The organism is Streptomyces sp. NPDC050388, assembly GCF_040655635.1.
Taxonomy (GTDB): Bacteria; Actinomycetota; Actinomycetes; order Streptomycetales; family Streptomycetaceae; genus Streptomyces.
In genome coordinates, this window is the sequence record NZ_JBFAKH010000006.1 from 94,389 (window position 1) to 109,926 (window position 15,538).

The following is a 15,538-nucleotide window of genomic DNA, read 5'->3' on the forward strand; positions in this document are numbered from 1 at the left end:
ACATGATGTGAGCACATTAGAAGCGGTCGAGATCCCTCAGTCCTTGGCGATCTCGTACACCAGAGGCTTCGGCGAGAAGGGGAGGGACTGGATCGCCGGACTGCCGACGCTCGCTGCGGAACGCCTGGACCGCTGGGAGCTGAAACGGGACGGCGCGGTCCGGGCGGGGGAAGCCTCACTGGTGCTGCCGGTGCTGCGTAAGCACGGCACGCGCGCGGTCCTCAAACTGCAGATGCCCAGAGAAGAGACCACCGCCGCACTCATCGGGCTGCGCACTTGGAACGGCGAGGGGACGGTGCGGCTGCTCGACCACGATCCCGAGAGCAGCACCATGCTCCTGGAGCGGCTGGACGCCGCCCGCACTCTGGCCTCGGTCGAGGACGACGACGTTGCGATGGGCATCCTCGCCGAGCTTCAGGCCCGACTGGTCTGCGTTCCTGCGCCGCAGGGACTGCGCAGCCTCGGCGATATGGCCGCTGAGATGCTGGAGCGGGTTCCCGAGGCGGTCGCGGCTCTGACTGACCCGGCAGACCGGCGACTCCTGCGCGGCTGGGCGTCAGAGGTAGACGAACTGGTCGGCGAGCCCGGAGACCGGATCCTGCATTGGGATCTGCACTACGACAACGTTCTTGCCGCGCAGCGTGAGCCGTGGCTCGCCATCGATCCCGAGCCGCTCGCCGGGGACCCGGGCTTCGACCTCTGGCCCGCCCTGGACAGCAGGTGGGATGACGTCGTTACGAAGGGCGATGCATTGCGCGTAGTGCGGCGCCGCTTCGACCTGCTCACCGAGGTCCTCGGCCTGGACCGCGCACGCGCGACCGGCTGGACGCTCGGGCGGCTGCTGCAGAACTCGCTGTGGGACATCGACGACGGCGAGACCACGCTCGCGCCGTCCTCCGTCGCGATCGCGGAAGCACTGCTCAACCGGTGATCCTGTCCCCTCAGGGTCCTGAGGACATGTCTGGCTTTCCTGGTGTTCTGGCTGCCGTCACAGTCGCTCGTGAACGACTTGCGCTCCCAAAAGGTGTCCGTTGCACAGGAACCGGCCCTGGTGCTGACAACGGAGTGGATTGAGAACCCGCCCGTCACCACGCTGTCCATGCTCATCACGTTGGTGTTCACGCCCCTGCTGCCGGGTAGCGCGGTTCTCCTTGTGGTGCGGCGCCGTGACGTACTGAAGGCAGGGGAACAGATCGCAGCAGCCTGACTCGCACAGGGGCTGATGGCGTTTTGCCGGGTGGTGTGGGGGGGCCTTCCCGGTCCCGACTCTGCGGGGCCGGGACGGGTGCCTTGCCGAAAACCGTGAGCAGTCGGCGGGAAAGTGTCACCAGAGCGCTCAAACGAGCGACATCAGGACAGTGGCGGGCCAAAGTGCTCGCGCTCCCGGGGCGGTGTGTCACGCCGAGGGCGCGGGCGCATGTCCCGGCACCGCCCACGTACGAGACCGCAGCGTCCGACCCGCGCGGCCACGGAAAAGCCTCCGCTCGATCACAGGCTGGCACGGCGCCACTTGATCTCACGCCCGGAGAGCCCTGACGTCGACGGTGACCTGCGGATTCGCGCCTTGATCCCCTCATCACTCGACGGGACGCCATTGCTCTTCCTCCCGGTCACCGGCCTCCGGCTGCAATGCCGGGAAACAGAAGGGCTGCGGAACCCCGCGCGGGTCGCCTGCGTAGAGAAATACCTGGTGGGCTGGAATACCCGGGTGCGGATGGGTTTCGATATGAGAGCCGGGCCGCCTGCCGTGACCTTTCTGGGTCTCCTGTGATGGGTTCTGTTCCGGTGGTCGGCTCTAAGCAGGTCTAACGGTTGATGGCCTGAATCTCTTGGACAGTCACTGCCTGGTCGGCGCCGAAGGTGCCGTCGGGTAGGTCGCCGCCGGCGCCGCCGGTGCCGGTCCAAGCGATTTCCCAGGTGATGGTGGCCTGGAGAGTGTAGGTCCCGTCGCCGGAGGAGCGGAGGTAGGTGATGCCGCAGGGCGGGGTCTGGTCGGCCTTGCCCTTGGCGTAGGGCTCACCGATGGAGTCGTCGGCGTTGATGGTGCACTCGCCGGAGGCGGGGTAGGTCTCGGCGTCCTCGGTGCCCGGCTTCAGTGTGAGGGACACCGGCTTGGCGGTCGTCGTGGCCTGGAGGGCGAAGCCGGGGACGTTGAGGGCCGCCGTGGCCTGGACCTCGTCGAAGACGGTTCTGTCGAGCCAGGCCCAGGTCGGCAGATTCACCTTGGTGGTCTCCTCGGGGGCGAGGCTCACCTCGGTGTCGGGGAGCTGCATGTGCTGGTAGGCGAGGGCGGCGAGTATCTCCGGGGTGATGGCCTCCTCGTACTGGGGCGGAGGGGCCTCGCCGTTGTCGACCCAGAAGGGGAGGTCGTTGCAGGAGCTCCGCTTGAGCAGGTCTGGTTCGTTGGGATTCTCGACGGCGGCCCAGAACATCCCCTCGCCGTCCTTCTCGACGTTGTAGTCCTTGTAGCCGGGGGTGTCGGTCCAGCCGTACTCGTCCTCGTAGTGGCGCTGCAACTCGCCGAGCGCCGCGCCTGCGTGGCCGCCCATGCCGGGCGCGTTCATCTGGCTCTCGATGTCCTTGGACATCTTCTTCTTGAAGTCCTCGGCGCCGAGGTAGGGGGCGTACCAGCAGGGTGGTGGCGTCCAGTTGACGTCGGAGGACGTCACGTTGCCGGTGCTGCCGTTCTTGGCGACGGAGCCGGAGTACGTGATCCGGGCGGCGGCGTAGATGCCGGTGTCGTCACTGCCACCCGACTGTTCTGTGTTGGAGCCCTGGGTGTTACTCGGCTGCTCTCCCGCGTAGGCCGGTTCCGCGAGGGCGATGCCCAGGGCCAGCGTGAGGGCGGCCGCGCCGGTGCTGAGGGCCGTACGTCGTGACCTGGTCATTGGCACTTCGCCGCCTTCGCCTCGACGTACACCTTGGACGCCTGCCACAGACCTTCTCCGGTGGGGAGCTTGACCATGATGATCTTGAAGTAGTCGAAGTCCGTGATGCTGGGTGTGCCCTTCAGGACCTTTCCGGTCTTGACCTCTTTGGAGTAGAACTTGCTTGAGTCCACGCAGAACGCGACCTCCACCGAGTTGCCGTTCGACGCGGATCGGGTGGTGGCCTGGTAGTGGCGCCGGGTGCCGGTTGCCGTCCAGTCGCCTTCGAGCCTGGCGCCGATCTGCGTCTTCGCGTACTTCAGGCCATCGCCTGTCGAGTAGGCGATCAAAGCTGCGTCCTCGGTCGTGCGCTTGTCGACACCCCGGTAGATGGCACGAAGGTAGTTCGCGGCGTCGTCCATGGCGGCCGCCTCGTTCTCGTTCTTCGGCTTCTCCCAGTCGAAGACCAGGTTCATGTCCTTGGGAAGCGACACGTCCACGCCGTCCGGCCTGTCCTCTGCCGGGGCTCCCGAGGGCTCCGCCGACTTGGTCGGCTTCTCTGTGCCCTGGTCGGCCCCGGCGATCTTGTCAGCGGTCTTGCCGTTGTCGTCCCCGCTCCCGCATGCGGTCAGCAGTAGGGCTGCGGTTGCGGTGAACGCGGCAGCGGCGGACAGTGTGCGGCGCTTCACAGTGGCTCCCCCGTGGGACAGATGTGTGGTCACGGGCAACGACGCTATCGGTGAGCTTCCCGGTTTCGCCACAGCGAACTTCACGGAATTCCTGGCCAATTGAGGACCTGGTGGACCCGTGTGACGTGCTGTGTCTCCATTGTGGGAGGTAGCGGGAGCTTGCGCGGAGGGTTGGTTGCCCGCAGACGGTCTCGGCTCAGTTCAGCTTCGCGTTCTGGGCCTTCACCACTGCTGGTTCCAGCTGTGCGTCACTCGGACGGCTGTTGGCGATGGCGAGGCCGTTGACGGAGAAGAAGACGGCGAGGACGTCGCCGTTGCGTACGGCCTGGGTGTGCAGGGTGTGGGTCGCGCCGCGGAAGGTCATCTTCGACGCGAAGGCCAGGGTCTCGTCGCCCGTCTCCTCCGTCGGCTCCTCGGCCGTGACCGAGTCGTACGCGCTCGTGCCGTCCGCCTTCGCGGTGAAACCGGAGCCGCAGGCGTCCACCGCCTTCCCCAGGCCGGCCAACGCCGTCTTCGCGCCGCCGGACGCGTAGGTGGTGAGCGTGATGTAGGTGTGCGTGCCGTTGGACCCGCTCCCCGTGTTCGACAGTACCCGTGTCAGGTCGGCTTTCGGTTCTCCCAAGGGGAGTTGGTTCAACGCGTACGCCAGTGGGGCGCAGGCCGGCTTGTCCACGGTGACGTCGTCCTGGGACTTGGCGAAGACGAAGTCGTCGGAGGGCGGCTCCACGTTGTACCCGGAGACGTCCGCCTCGGCGACCATGAGCTTGGCGAGCTGCTGGTCGGGTGTGAGTTCCTTCGCCCGGGATGCGGACGGTGAACTCTCCGGTTCGGCAACCGTGGCGTCGGGTTCGGGGCTGGAGCAGGCCGTCAGTACGGAGGTCAGTACCAGGGCGGCTGCGGAGGCGGCGGCCAGGGGCGCTGTGCGCTTCATGCGCTTCATCGGAGGGCTCCTTGGGCTTGCGCAGTTCGTGGGGGCGGGCGGCGCGCCGGTCGCCGAGTTGATCGATCGGACCGGAGATCATGGCACGGTCGGTACGGGGCCTCGTGAGTGAATCGTGTGGGCCTCATGGGCGGGGCGTGTGGGATCGGGTTGCTGCGGTGGGTACTTGGGCGCCTCGTCGGTTCGCTCTCGCACATGTGGTGGCCTGTTCGTTCGCGCATCTTTCAACAGGGGTGCTCCGGTTTGCAATTGACGCTGCGGTTGCAGACGGACAGCGGCGTTCCCTGTGGTGTTCGTGACGTTGGGTGTGCCTTGAGGGGGTCATGTGTGGCTGGTACGGTGCCATGGCTTGACACTCGCCTCTGTGCTGGTTATTGGCCCGGGTCGGGCCGGTAAGCCCGGCGCGTCCCGCATGTCTGCGGTCGAGTGGGCGTGGGTGAAGTGTCCGAGTTCTCGGGGTACTTGGCGATCATCATCTTGGGTGTACGGGGAGCGGTTGCGTGAAGATCCAGGAGCGTACGGGGGCGGGCGCGGGGCGTTCCGCGGTTCCGGCTCAGCCGTCGGTCGGCGACCGGCTTCCCACGGCGCCTCGCGAGCGCAAGCCGGCGTTGGCCGCGCTCGCGGTGCTGCTGATCCTGGTGGGCGCACTCGGTGCCACGATGCTGGTGCTCCAGGTCGGGGACCGGATCGAGGTCGTCAAGGTGACCGGCGAGATCCAGGCCGGAGAGTCCGTCACTGACAGCAACGTGACCTCCGTGATGGTCGCCGAGGACGCGGGCATCAACTACATCCGGTGGGAGCAGCTGGACACGCTCAAGACCCTGAAGGCCAAGGCCACGATCTACAAGGACACGGTCGTGCAGGGGCAGATGTTCGCCGCGAAGAGCAGCCTGCCCGCCGGCAAGGCCTCCGTCGGGCTCGCCCTCAAGGAGGGCCAGTACCCGGGAGACATCAAGCCCGGTGACGTCGTGGCGGCCTACCGGGTCGGCGGCACCAGGACCGGCTCGAGGGACACGGATGACGCCGAGTCCGGCACGGCCGGTTCGTCCTCCGGCGGCCTCGTCGAGAACGCACGGGTGAACACCGTCGCCAACGACAGCGACGCCACCCTGAGCACCGGCAGTACAACGCTCACGCTCCTCGTCGACCAGGCCGACGCGGCCGCGCTCGCCTCGGCGGCGGCCGCCGGTGAGGTCGCAATCGTGCACGTCCCCGGCAACTGAGAAGGCGACACCCACTCATGGCCCTGATCGCCCTCGCCGCCGACAAGGGTTCTCCCGGCGTCACCACCGCGGCCGTCGCTCTCGCGGCGGTCTGGCCGCGGCGTGTGCTGCTCGCCGAGACCGACCCGGCGGGCGGTGACCTCGTCTACCGCAGTGCCGCCGCGCACGGCGGACCGCTCAACCCCAACACCGGCATGCTGTCCATCGCGGCCACCGCGCGGCGCGGGCTGGTGCCCGACCAACTGTGGGACCACGTCCAGCCGTTGAGCGGCGGACTCGAAGTACTCGTCGGGCTCGGCAACTCGGAGCAGGCCGCCGGCCTCGCCGGGCTGTGGCCGACCCTCGGGCACGCCTTCGCCTCCCTCGCCGACTCCCCGCACGCCGCCGCCGACGTCATCGCCGACTGCGGGCGGATCAGCGGCGACACACCGGCGGTCGAGTTGTTCCCGCACGCCTCCCTCGTCCTGCTCGTCTCGCGCACCGAACCGGAGGCGCTCGCCCGGGTCCGGGACCGTGCCGCGGCCCTGGCCGGCAAGCTGCACGGCGGCTCGCGGGTCGCCGGGCCGGGCGGCCCGATGGTCGGGGTCGTCCTGATCGCCGACACCGGCGACGCCGCCAAGCTCGCGTCCCAGGTCAACGACATGCTCGTGCACGCCCAGACCGGCGCCCGCGTGGTCGGCACCCTCGCCGACGACGCGTCCGGCGCCGAGCAGCTGGCGGGCCGCAGGCGGGGCCGGCTCGACAAGTCGCTGCTGATCCGCACCGCCCGCAAGGTGACCGCCGACCTGTACCAGCAGTACGGGGCAGCCTGGACCGCGTCCGCCCACGCCGCACAGCCCCAGCAGCATCAGCAACCCCAGCAGCAACACCAGCCCCAGCAGCAGGGGCAGTACGCACCGTCGGCCCAGCAGCACCAGCCCGGTCAGCAGGGCAGCCCGCAGGGCGACGGCCGGGCCGGAGCCGGGCGATGACCGCTGTCGACCATCAACTGGTCAAGCGGTTCCGTCAGGACGCCGGTGACCGCATCGCCGAACAGCGGCGCCTGGACCAGGTCAACGGCGTCACGCCGATGTCCACCGAGGACGAGCGGCAGTTCGCGCGGGCCGTCATAGCGCAGATACTGGAGGAGCACGCCCGCTCCGAGATCAACGCGGGCCGTACTCCGCTGGACGCCGAGACCGAGGAGCAGTACGCGGCCGCCGTGCACGCCGCACTGTTCGGCGTCGGACGACTCCAGCCGCTGCTCGACGACCCCGAGGTCGAGAACATCGACATCAACGGCTACGACCAGGTGTTCGTGGGCTACGCGGACGGGCGCGAGGTGCGGGGCGAGCCCGTCGCCGAGACCGACGAGGAGCTCATCGAGCTCATCCAGGTGCTCGGTGCGTACTCGGGTCTCTCCTCCCGGCCCTTCGACTCCGCGAACCCGCAGCTCGACCTGCGACTGCCGGACGGTTCACGGTTGTCCGCCGTCATGGATGTGACCAGGCGGCCCGCGCTGTCCATCCGCCGGGCCCGCATGGGCAAGGTGTTCATCTCCGACATGGTCGGAAACGCGACGCTCACACCGGAGTTGGGGCACTTCCTGGCCTGTGCGGTGCGCGCCCGCAAGAACGTCATGATCGCGGGGGCCACGAACGCCGGCAAGACGACGCTGCTGCGCGCCCTCGCCAACGAGATCCCGCCGCACGAACGGCTCATCACCGTCGAGCGTGCCCTGGAGCTCGGCCTCGACTCCTTCCCCGAACTGCACCCCAACGTCGTGGCGTTCGAGGAGAGGCTGCCCAACTCCGAGGGGCAGGGCGCCATTTCCATGGCGGAACTGGTACGACGCTCGTTGCGTATGAACCCCTCGCGGGTCATCGTCGGTGAGGTGCTCGGCGACGAGATCGTGACCATGCTGAACGCGATGTCGCAGGGCAACGACGGTTCGTTGTCCACGATCCACGCCAACAGCTCCAGCGAGGTCTTCAACCGCATCTCCACCTACGCCCTGCAGGCGTCGGAACGACTGCCCATCGAGGCCAGCCAGATGCTGATCGCGGGCGCCGTGAACTTCGTCGTCTTCATCGAACGGCGCAACGATTTCCAGAACGGCGGCCGGCTCCAGCGCATGGTCACCTCCGTCCGCGAGGTCAACGGCGTCGACGGACGCGTCCTGTCCAGCGAGGTGTTCGCCCGGACGCCCGACGGCCGGGTCGCGGCCCACGCCCCCATCGCCTGCCTGGAGGAACTGATGGCCCACGGCTACCGGCCCAGCGGAACGTGGGGGTGACCCGGTGACCCGTACGACCACCGATCTCGTCAACACCGTCGACCCCCTCGACCCCGTCGCGCTCGGTTCGCTCGGCTCGATGGGCGGGCTGTTCTCCACCACGGTCCTGTACGCGCTCGCGTGCGGTGTCGCCGTCGGCGGTGGACTCGCCCTCCTCGTCGTCGCCGTGCGCGGACTGCCCGCCAAGCCCGAGCACGAGAAGCAGAAGACGAGTGAGCGCGCCGCCGAGCTGATCCGGTTCGCCGGTCAGCGCGGATCGCTCGCCGCGATCGTCGGACTCGCCGTGCTGCTGCTGACCCGTTGGGCCGTCGCCGGCGCCGCCGCAGCCGTCCTCGTCTTCTTCTGGGACCGGCTCTTCGGCGGGGCCGCGGAGGAACGGGCCGCCATGCGGCGGGTGGAGGCCCTGGCTTCCTGGACGGAGTCGCTGCGCGACACCATCGCCGGCGCGGTGGGCCTGGAGCAGGCCATCCCGGCGTCGGCGCGGGCCGCCGCTCCCGTCCTGCGCCCCCATCTCGACGCGCTCGTCGACCGGCTGCGCTCCCGTACCCCGTTGCCCGAGGCGCTTCAGCATCTCGCCGACGAGATCGACGACGCCTCCGCCGACATCATCGTCGCCGCGCTCATCCTCAACGCCCGGCTGCGCGGCCCGGGTCTGCGCCAGGTGCTGGGCGCGCTGGCCAAGTCGGCGCGCGAGGAGGTCGACATGCGGCAGCGGGTGATGGCCCAACGGGCCTCCACCCGGCGGTCGGTGCAGATCGTGGTCGCGGTGACGATCGCGTTCGTCCTCGGACTGGCCATCTTCAACCGCGAGTTCGTCGAGCCGTACGGCACGGCGGTCGGACAGCTCGTACTCGCCTGTGTCTGCGGGCTGTTCGCGCTCGGCTTCTGGTGGCTGCGCAAGCTGTCCACCATCGAGACACCCGAACGGTTCCTGGTGCGCGACGAGGCGTCGGTCCAGTTCGTCCGTCCCCGGACGCCCGGCACCGGCCCGTCGCAGCAGCACGGGTCGTACCAGCAGGAAGAGGGGGTACGACGGTGAACGACGAACTGACGATGCCGGTGGCCGTCGGCGCGGTCCTCGGACTGGGCGTCTACGTCCTGGTCCGGGCCCTGATGCCCACCAAGCGCAGCGCGGTCGCCCAGGTCGCCCGGATCGACGCGATGCGGGCGCGGGGGGCGGCGTACGAGTCGGCGCGTACGGCGAAGGACACCGGCCGCTTCGGATCGCTGCGCGCCGAAGTGGGCTCGCGCATCGCCGAGTTCTACCTCCAGCAGGGCTGGGAGCAGCGTTCGCTGCGGGCCGACCTGGCGGTGCTGGAACGCAGCTGGGAGAAGTTCCTGGCGACGAAGGTGCTGTTGGCGGCGGGGGGACTGTTCTTCGGCCCGTTCCTCTTCGCGGTCGTCTGGACCCTCGGCTTCAGCCGCAGCCCGATCGTCCCGGTCTGGCTGGCCCTGCTCTGCGCGGTCGTCTTCTTCTTCCTGCCCGACCTCGAGGTACGCCGGGACGCCGCCGAGAAGCGGCGCGACCTGCGCCGGGTCATCGGCGCCTATCTGGACCTGGTCTCGATGAGCCTGGCCGGCGGGCGCGGCCTCCCCGAGGCACTGATGGCGGCGGCCGAGGTGTCCGACGGCTGGGCGACGCAGCGCATCCGCAACGCGCTCGCCGACGCCCGTATCACCGGTCTCAGCCAGTGGCAGGCGCTGGGGCAGCTCGGTGAGGAGCTGGGCGTGGAGGAGCTGAAGGACCTGTCGGCGTCGCTGGCCCTGGTCGCGGACGACGGCGCCAAGGTACGCGAGTCCCTCGCCTCCCGCGCCGAGACCATGCGGCACCGCGAACTCGCCGAGATCGAGGGCAGCGCGGGCGAGAAGTCCCAGTCGATGCTCGTGGCACAACTGCTGCTGTGCGCGGGGTTCCTCGTGTTCCTGATCTTCCCGGCGGCGATGCGGGTGTTCCAGGTGTGAGGGCCGTGAACCGTGAATCGCGCGACGCGAGAGGCGTGAGGAGCACGAGGAGCGAAGTGCGCACTGCGAGACCGCGAACCGAAATCCGTGAACCGTACGTCAGAGCATCCGTGAACCGAACTCGAGAGGACAACGCGTCATGAACCGACGTACCTTCCACACCGGCATCCCCGCCGTCGACTTCCTGGTCACCTTCATGCGGGCCCGCGTGGAGCGCGCCCGCTCCGGCGAACTGGACCGCGGCGCCTCCGCCGTGGAGTGGGTCATCATCTCGGCGGTCGTCGTGGCGATCGTCGGAGTGGTGGCCGCCATCATCAACGCCGCGCTGAGCGAGGGCGCCAACAAGGTCGGCGACTGCATCAAGGGCGCGGACGCGGGCAGCACCTGCTGAGCGTACGGACGCCGAGGTCGGGGACAGGGCTGGAATAGGACGGGAACGGGGAATGCCGGTGCGCGTACGTCGCTGGGTACGCCGACGGGTGGAGGCCGCCTCCGCCCGCGGCGATTCCGGCATGACCGCGATCGAGTTCGTCCTGCTCACGCCCGTCCTGTTCTTCATGATCTTCGCGACGGTGCAGTTCGCGCTGTACTTCTTCGCCGACCACGTCGCCCAGGCGGCGGCCCAGGCCGGTGCGCGCAAGGCGCGGGCGACGGCGCACGACCAGCCGGGCGGCTGGCGGGGTGAGGCCCGGGACGTGGTGGACAGCTACATCCGGCAACTGGGCCCGCAGTTGGTGCTCTCGCCGGACGTGAGGATGCTCCAGCCGGAGCAGGACACGGTGGGCGTGGAGATCACGGCGCGCATCCCGACGGTGTTCCCGGGGCTGGACCTGACGGTGCACGCCCGGTCGGCGGGGCCGGTGGAACGTTTCGTGGAAGAAGGGGAGAACTAGATGGGCTCCCCCCTTCGGTCGAAGCGCCGGGAGTCCGTGGACGACCGGGGCCTGTCCACCGTCGAGGTGGTGATCCTCGCCCCGGTGATGATCCTGTTCATCCTGGTGCTGGTGGCGTTCGGCCAACTGGTGAGCGGGCGCGGCGCGTTGGACGGCGCGGCCCGGGACGCGGCGCGCGCGGGCTCCATCCAGAAGGACCATGTGCGGGCGATGTCCGAGGCGCGCAAGGCTGCCGAGGCGAACCTCGCGGACATCTGCTCGGGCCCGGTGACCGTCGCCCAGACCAGTCAGGGCTTCGAACCGGACACCCTCTTCACGGTCGAGGTGAGCTGCGAGGTGCGCGGCCTGGCCATGCTGGGCCTGAACATCCCGACGACCCTGTCCGCGAGCTTCAGTTCACCGCTGGACCCGTACCGGAGGACGGCGTGAGGGCACACGTACGCACGTGGCTGACGGATCGCGGGGCGCGGTTCGACGACCGCGGCTCCGGCGCCGGCGCGGTCATCGTCTTCGCGCTGGTCTTCCTCTCCCTCTCGGCCTTCGTCATCGACGGCGGCCTGTCCATCTCCAAGCGCGAGCGCGCGGCCGACATAGCGGAACAGGCCGCCCGTTACGCCGCCCAGGACATCGACCGCGAGGCCCTCTACGACAACGAGGGCGGGCCCGCGCCCATCAACTACGAGAACTGCGACGCCCGGGTGAAGGCCTTCGCCCGCGAGATGGACATGTCCGGCGCGGACATCGCGGGGACCCACTGCGTGGCGGCGAACGCCGACGCGGTGGAGGTCGAGGTCCAGCTCACCTACTCCCCGGTGTTCACGGGGATGTTCTACGGCGGCGACGTGGTGGTCCGCGGCCAGGCGGTGGCGGAGAACGCGGTCGGCTGAGGCGACGGCCGGGGGGCCGGGGGCCGGGGACTGAAGGACTTGAGGGGTCGAAGGCCGAAGGAGGAGCACCGTGGGAGATCAGGAAGCGGACATAGAGCGGATCAAGGAGAGTGCCCGCGCTTTGAAGCGCATCCGCGACACCTTCGCGGAACGCGCGAACCCGGCCGACGGATACGCCGTCGACGACCTGGGCTCGCAGAAGATCCTGGACGCCTTCGACAAGTTCGGCAGCAACTGGAAGATCCGTCGCAGGCAGCTCACCGAGGAGTTGGAGAGGCTGCACGGGATCACCAAGGGCGCCGCGGAGTCGTACGAGGCGCTCGACCACGAACTCGCCGAGGCCCTCAGACGCACCGATGAGCGGCAGCCGAAGGAGGCAGGGAAGTGACGACCCGCCCCGCAGGCCACCGCTGGGCCGTGCTCGACGAGGCCTCCGACCCGGTCCCCGGGGACCCGGACACGATCGCGCGTCTCGGACGGCAGCTGCGCAAGACCGCCGAGGCCATCGACAAGGAGGCCCGCGAGATCAGGGCGCTGGCGTCCGTGGAGAACTGGAAGGGCAAGGCGGCCACCGAGTTCCGCGGCGCGGCCGAGGGCGCCGGTGACAAGCTCCGCAAGGCCTTCAAACGCTACGACGAGGCCGCCGACGCGCTCGGCACCCAGGTGCGGGACGGGGTGTGCAGCAACGAGTTCGCCTCGGAACTGCATCGCGCCCAGCAGATGGCCGACAAGGCGCTGCGGGACGCCGAGACGGCCGACGAGGACCTGGGGTCCGCGAAGCGGTCGCTGGACGGACTGCCCGACGACGCCCCGAAGGACGATCCGGACCGGAAGAAGCACACCCGGCAGCAGGAGGCGGCGTCCTCGGCCCTGTCGGCGGCGAAGGAGGCGCTGGAGACCGCCAAGGGCATCCGTGACCGTGCCGCCCAGCGGGCCGCCGACGCGATCCACCACGTCATCGAGAACGACGGGCTGAAGGACGGCTGGAAGGACAAGTTCAAGAACTGGGTCCACGAGAACGCCGACTGGCTCAAGGAGATCTCCAAATGGGCGGGACGGATCGCTTTGTGGGCGGGGGTGGCCGCCCTGGCCCTGGGATGGATCCCGGTCATCGGACAGGTCATCGCCGTGGTGGCCAACGCCGTCGCCCTGGTGGCCAGTGTCGTCGCCCTGGCCACCGACCTCGTGCTGGCGCTGGGCGGTGAGGGAAGCTGGAAGTCGGTGTTCCTGGACGCCGTGGGCGTCGCCACCTTCGGGCTCGGACGGGCAGCGGTGGCGGGTGCGAAGGGAGTGGCCGCCGGAAGCAAGGCGCTCGCCCGGAGCAACCTCTACAAGAACGCCGTGGCGTCCGGCACGAAGACCAACAAGGCCTGGAAGCTCGCCAACCGCGGGGCTCCGGGGAGCCCTCGGGGCAAGGACGCGGCCCGGGCGATGGCGGACATGCCCAAGGGGAAGCTGCCCAACTGGGTCAACCTCAAGGAGGGCTTCAGCCCGTCCGCGATCTACCGGGATACGGTCGACGGCGTGAAGTCGCTCGGAAACGCGTTCTCCAAGCAGGGTTGGCGCGACGGGATCAAGAACATGGCCGCACCCCGCTCGGCGGGCACGCTGGACCCCGATCTCGCCAGGACGGCCGCCGGTCTCGACGGCCTCTCGTCGGCCGCGCGGGAAGTCCCCGTGGTCAGCAGCGCGCTGAACAACTTCACCGGCCAGACCAACGTCTGGGCGGGCGCCACCTTCACCGGCGTCACCGCCGGCGCGGAGGGCGCCTACGGCACCGTCACCTCCCTCTACGACGGGGCCACCCGGTGATTCCCGAACCCGCCCTCAGACCGGCCGCCTCGCGCGGCCCCGGCCTGGAACGGTGCCACGTCTCCCGGCTGTTCGCGCAGGACGGCGCTCTCGTCCTGCGCACCCGCGGCCGTACCCGCCGCTTTCCGGTCGGCGGGAGCGCCGGAATCGCCCGCGCTGTGTTCATCGACGCAGCGGGCATCGACGCGGCGGGTGGGGGCAGGAAGCGCGTGGGACCCGACCTCCCCGGCTCCTGGGGAGAGGTGCAACTGCAGGACGGGAACGGGGCGCTGATCGGCCGCTTCGACATCGAGGACTGGCTGCCCGAGGCGCCCGTACTGCCCCGACGGTCGGTGCAGGGCGAGCAGTTGCCGGCCCGGACGGGGGTGGCCGGGCTGCTGCGGGCCGCGGGGGTGCCGCTGCACGTGGTACGGGACAGGAACGATCCCCTGGTGGCCTCGAAGGGCGCGGGCGCCTCCCTCGGTCCGGGCCGCCCCTTCCCGTCCTGGTACTGGGGCGTGCGAGCCGTCGCCGGGAGCGTCTGGTTCGCCGTGTTCACGGTGGTCGTCTTCTCGGACACCACGGTTCCCTGGGTCGTCCTGCTGCTCGCCGCGACCGCCTTCGCCGCGCCCGTGGCACGGCTGGCGCTGCGGGCCTGGACCCGGCTGCGGACGGGGCGTCACGTCCCCGTCGTCCGTGAACGCGTCCGGCCCGGCCCCGCGCGGGGGACCGGGGCAACGGTCAGGTTCCGCCGGGACACCGAGGTCCGGGTACAGGACCGGGACCTCGTCCTGCGCGACCTGGGCGGCCAGGAGTACTGGTTCGCGCTGTCCGGCCCGCACGCGGTGACGTCACTGGTCCGGGTCGTGGACCGCGCGGGGAAACCGGTCGGTGTGGAGCTCCGGGGCCCCGGGGAGCAGGTGCGGGCGGTGTTCCCGTGGGACCTGTGGTTCGGCGGCGAGGGCGGTGCCGACGGGTGGTCGCGGCTGCGCCGGGCCGCCGGACTGTCGGTCTCCGAACGCCGCCTGAGCGGTAAGGGAGCCTGGCCCAAGGGCCCGGTGCTGGGCACGGGGCTGCTGCCCGGGTCCGGCAGGGCGGCCCGTCGCATGGCGCGGTTCCCCGGGACCGTCGCCGGGGTGTCGTCCACCGCCGTCATGGCCTTCGGCTCCTTCTTCTCCGTGGTCCAGGGCCTGCGGATCGCGGACCCCGCCCCCAGATCGGCGGCCGCCGCGGTGCTCATGGGGGCGCTCGGCCTCGCCCTGCAGGCCGTGCCGTACGCGATCCACCAGCTGCGCGGCCGGCTCCTGCTCGACCGGCCGGCCCCGGAACAGACCTCCAGAGAAGGCACAGGCACCCGATGACAGCCACCGAGGGGACCGCCCCCGCTGAGGGGACCGCCCCCGCTGAGGGGACCGCCCCGCCCGCCGACTACCACCTGATGCTGCCGGAGGGCTGGTTCCGGATCCTGCTGGACCCGGAGCAGCGGGACGGGGCGATCGACGCGCTGGTGGAGCGGCAGTTCCACGGCATCGACAACGCGCCGCACCTCAAGGAGGAGCTGCGCGCCGACATGCGCCGCCGTGCCGCCAAGGCGCACCGCGGCGGCGGCATCGAGCTGTACCTCAGCCTCCAGGAGGTGGGGCCCTTCACCATCCCCGCCTCGTTGCTGGTGAGCCTTGCACCGCTCCGCCACGCCGAGCCGCTGCCGCCCCAGGCGCTGGCGCGGGCGTTCGCCGAGGACGCCGACCCGGCCACGGCGACGGAGGTCAGCGTCGAGGAACTGGCGGCGGGCACTGCCGTACGGGTCCGCAGAACGACGCGTTCGGCGGAGGGGAAGGGGAAGGACGGGGACGGGGGCCGTGCTTCCGTCTCGGTGGAGTACCACGTGTCCGTCCCCGGCACGACGGAGTTCCTGCTGCTCACCTTCTCCACGCCCCTGGAGCCGATCGCCGACGCGATGGCCGGCCTCTTCGACGCGATCGCCGGCTCGCTGACCTGGACGGAGTGACCA

At 70.0% G+C, this 15,538-nt stretch carries 18 protein-coding genes; 15 read left to right on the plus strand and 3 right to left on the minus strand.

The features are described 5' to 3' along the window. Window positions 1-7: 7 nt before the first annotated feature. Both AB0I73_RS05135 and AB0I73_RS05140 read left to right on the plus strand, forming a co-directional pair. A complete protein-coding gene (locus AB0I73_RS05135) occupies window positions 8-931 on the plus strand; it encodes an aminoglycoside phosphotransferase family protein (RefSeq protein WP_363033890.1) in 924 nt (307 codons plus the stop codon). Window positions 932-973: 42 nt separating this feature from the next. Further along, window positions 974-1,207 carry a hypothetical protein gene (locus AB0I73_RS05140; RefSeq protein WP_363033892.1) on the plus strand — a complete coding sequence of 78 codons (234 nt, stop codon included), beginning with the start codon at window positions 974-976 and terminating at the stop codon, window positions 1,205-1,207. A gap of 598 nt (window positions 1,208-1,805) precedes the next feature. Here AB0I73_RS05140 and AB0I73_RS05145 read toward each other — a convergent pair. From AB0I73_RS05145 to AB0I73_RS05155, 3 genes are all read right to left on the minus strand, one after another. Then, window positions 1,806-2,888 (minus strand): hypothetical protein, encoded by a 1,083-nt coding sequence (locus AB0I73_RS05145; RefSeq protein WP_363033894.1) that lies wholly within the window; start codon window positions 2,886-2,888, stop codon window positions 1,806-1,808. Then, complete coding sequence (locus tag AB0I73_RS05150) at window positions 2,885-3,556, minus strand: hypothetical protein (protein WP_363033896.1); 672 nt, start codon at window positions 3,554-3,556, stop codon at window positions 2,885-2,887. Before AB0I73_RS05150 ends, AB0I73_RS05145 begins: the two co-directional genes overlap by 4 nt. A gap of 196 nt (window positions 3,557-3,752) precedes the next feature. Beyond that, window positions 3,753-4,496, minus strand: a complete 744-nt coding sequence (locus AB0I73_RS05155; protein WP_363033898.1) for a hypothetical protein — start codon at window positions 4,494-4,496, stop codon at window positions 3,753-3,755. A 500-nt stretch (window positions 4,497-4,996) separates the two neighbouring features. On the opposite strand from AB0I73_RS05155, the gene AB0I73_RS05160 reads away from it, so the two are divergent. From AB0I73_RS05160 to AB0I73_RS05220, 13 genes are all read left to right on the plus strand, one after another. After that, entirely contained in the window at window positions 4,997-5,719 is a 723-nt protein-coding gene (locus tag AB0I73_RS05160) for a hypothetical protein (protein WP_363033900.1), read from the plus strand. Window positions 5,720-5,736: 17 nt separating this feature from the next. Further along, window positions 5,737-6,690 carry a hypothetical protein gene (locus AB0I73_RS05165; RefSeq protein ID WP_363033902.1) on the plus strand — a complete coding sequence of 318 codons (954 nt, stop codon included), beginning with the start codon at window positions 5,737-5,739 and terminating at the stop codon, window positions 6,688-6,690. Then, window positions 6,687-7,994, plus strand: a complete 1,308-nt coding sequence (locus tag AB0I73_RS05170) for an ATPase, T2SS/T4P/T4SS family (protein ID WP_109377513.1) — start codon at window positions 6,687-6,689, stop codon at window positions 7,992-7,994. Before AB0I73_RS05165 ends, AB0I73_RS05170 begins: the two co-directional genes overlap by 4 nt. 79 nt (window positions 7,995-8,073) lie before the next feature. Then, on the plus strand, window positions 8,074-9,033 hold the full coding sequence (locus tag AB0I73_RS05175; protein WP_363034027.1) for a type II secretion system F family protein: 960 nt from the start codon (window positions 8,074-8,076) through the stop codon (window positions 9,031-9,033). Between the two features lie 14 nt (window positions 9,034-9,047). After that, window positions 9,048-9,956 (plus strand): type II secretion system F family protein, encoded by a 909-nt coding sequence (locus tag AB0I73_RS05180; protein WP_363034029.1) that lies wholly within the window; start codon window positions 9,048-9,050, stop codon window positions 9,954-9,956. A 139-nt stretch (window positions 9,957-10,095) separates the two neighbouring features. After that, window positions 10,096-10,347, plus strand: coding sequence for a hypothetical protein (locus tag AB0I73_RS05185; protein WP_363033905.1), 252 nt, complete (start codon window positions 10,096-10,098; stop codon window positions 10,345-10,347). Between the two features lie 52 nt (window positions 10,348-10,399). After that, window positions 10,400-10,849 carry a TadE family protein gene (locus AB0I73_RS05190; RefSeq protein WP_363033907.1) on the plus strand — a complete coding sequence of 150 codons (450 nt, stop codon included), beginning with the start codon at window positions 10,400-10,402 and terminating at the stop codon, window positions 10,847-10,849. Further along, complete coding sequence (locus AB0I73_RS05195; protein WP_363033909.1) at window positions 10,850-11,278, plus strand: TadE/TadG family type IV pilus assembly protein; 429 nt, start codon at window positions 10,850-10,852, stop codon at window positions 11,276-11,278. It abuts the gene before it with no gap. After that, entirely contained in the window at window positions 11,275-11,736 is a 462-nt protein-coding gene (locus AB0I73_RS05200; RefSeq protein ID WP_363033911.1) for a pilus assembly protein TadG-related protein, read from the plus strand. The genes AB0I73_RS05195 and AB0I73_RS05200 overlap by 4 nt, the downstream gene beginning before the upstream one ends. A gap of 70 nt (window positions 11,737-11,806) precedes the next feature. Then, the gene (locus AB0I73_RS05205; RefSeq protein ID WP_363033913.1) at window positions 11,807-12,124 is read left to right on the plus strand and encodes a hypothetical protein; all 318 of its coding nucleotides are present in this window, start codon (window positions 11,807-11,809) and stop codon (window positions 12,122-12,124) included. After that, on the plus strand, window positions 12,121-13,548 hold the full coding sequence (locus AB0I73_RS05210; RefSeq protein ID WP_363033915.1) for a putative T7SS-secreted protein: 1,428 nt from the start codon (window positions 12,121-12,123) through the stop codon (window positions 13,546-13,548). Before AB0I73_RS05205 ends, AB0I73_RS05210 begins: the two co-directional genes overlap by 4 nt. Further along, window positions 13,545-14,888, plus strand: a complete 1,344-nt coding sequence (locus AB0I73_RS05215; protein ID WP_363033917.1) for a hypothetical protein — start codon at window positions 13,545-13,547, stop codon at window positions 14,886-14,888. Before AB0I73_RS05210 ends, AB0I73_RS05215 begins: the two co-directional genes overlap by 4 nt. Then, entirely contained in the window at window positions 14,885-15,535 is a 651-nt protein-coding gene (locus tag AB0I73_RS05220; protein ID WP_363033919.1) for a hypothetical protein, read from the plus strand. Before AB0I73_RS05215 ends, AB0I73_RS05220 begins: the two co-directional genes overlap by 4 nt. The last annotated feature ends 3 nt before the right edge of the window (window positions 15,536-15,538 follow it).

Coding starts and splice junctions, on each gene's coding strand:
- AB0I73_RS05180 (WP_363034029.1), top strand. CDS start 9,048: ATGCCGGTGGCCGTCGGCGCGGTCCTCGGACTGGGCGTCTACGTCCTG.
- AB0I73_RS05145 (WP_363033894.1), bottom strand. CDS start 2,888: ATGACCAGGTCACGACGTACGGCCCTCAGCACCGGCGCGGCCGCCCTC.
- AB0I73_RS05170 (WP_109377513.1), top strand. CDS start 6,687: ATGACCGCTGTCGACCATCAACTGGTCAAGCGGTTCCGTCAGGACGCC.
- AB0I73_RS05195 (WP_363033909.1), top strand. CDS start 10,850: ATGGGCTCCCCCCTTCGGTCGAAGCGCCGGGAGTCCGTGGACGACCGG.
- AB0I73_RS05165 (WP_363033902.1), top strand. CDS start 5,737: ATGGCCCTGATCGCCCTCGCCGCCGACAAGGGTTCTCCCGGCGTCACC.
- AB0I73_RS05175 (WP_363034027.1), top strand. CDS start 8,074: ATGGGCGGGCTGTTCTCCACCACGGTCCTGTACGCGCTCGCGTGCGGT.
- AB0I73_RS05185 (WP_363033905.1), top strand. CDS start 10,096: ATGAACCGACGTACCTTCCACACCGGCATCCCCGCCGTCGACTTCCTG.
- AB0I73_RS05155 (WP_363033898.1), bottom strand. CDS start 4,496: ATGAAGCGCATGAAGCGCACAGCGCCCCTGGCCGCCGCCTCCGCAGCC.
- AB0I73_RS05190 (WP_363033907.1), top strand. CDS start 10,400: ATGCCGGTGCGCGTACGTCGCTGGGTACGCCGACGGGTGGAGGCCGCC.
- AB0I73_RS05220 (WP_363033919.1), top strand. CDS start 14,885: ATGACAGCCACCGAGGGGACCGCCCCCGCTGAGGGGACCGCCCCCGCT.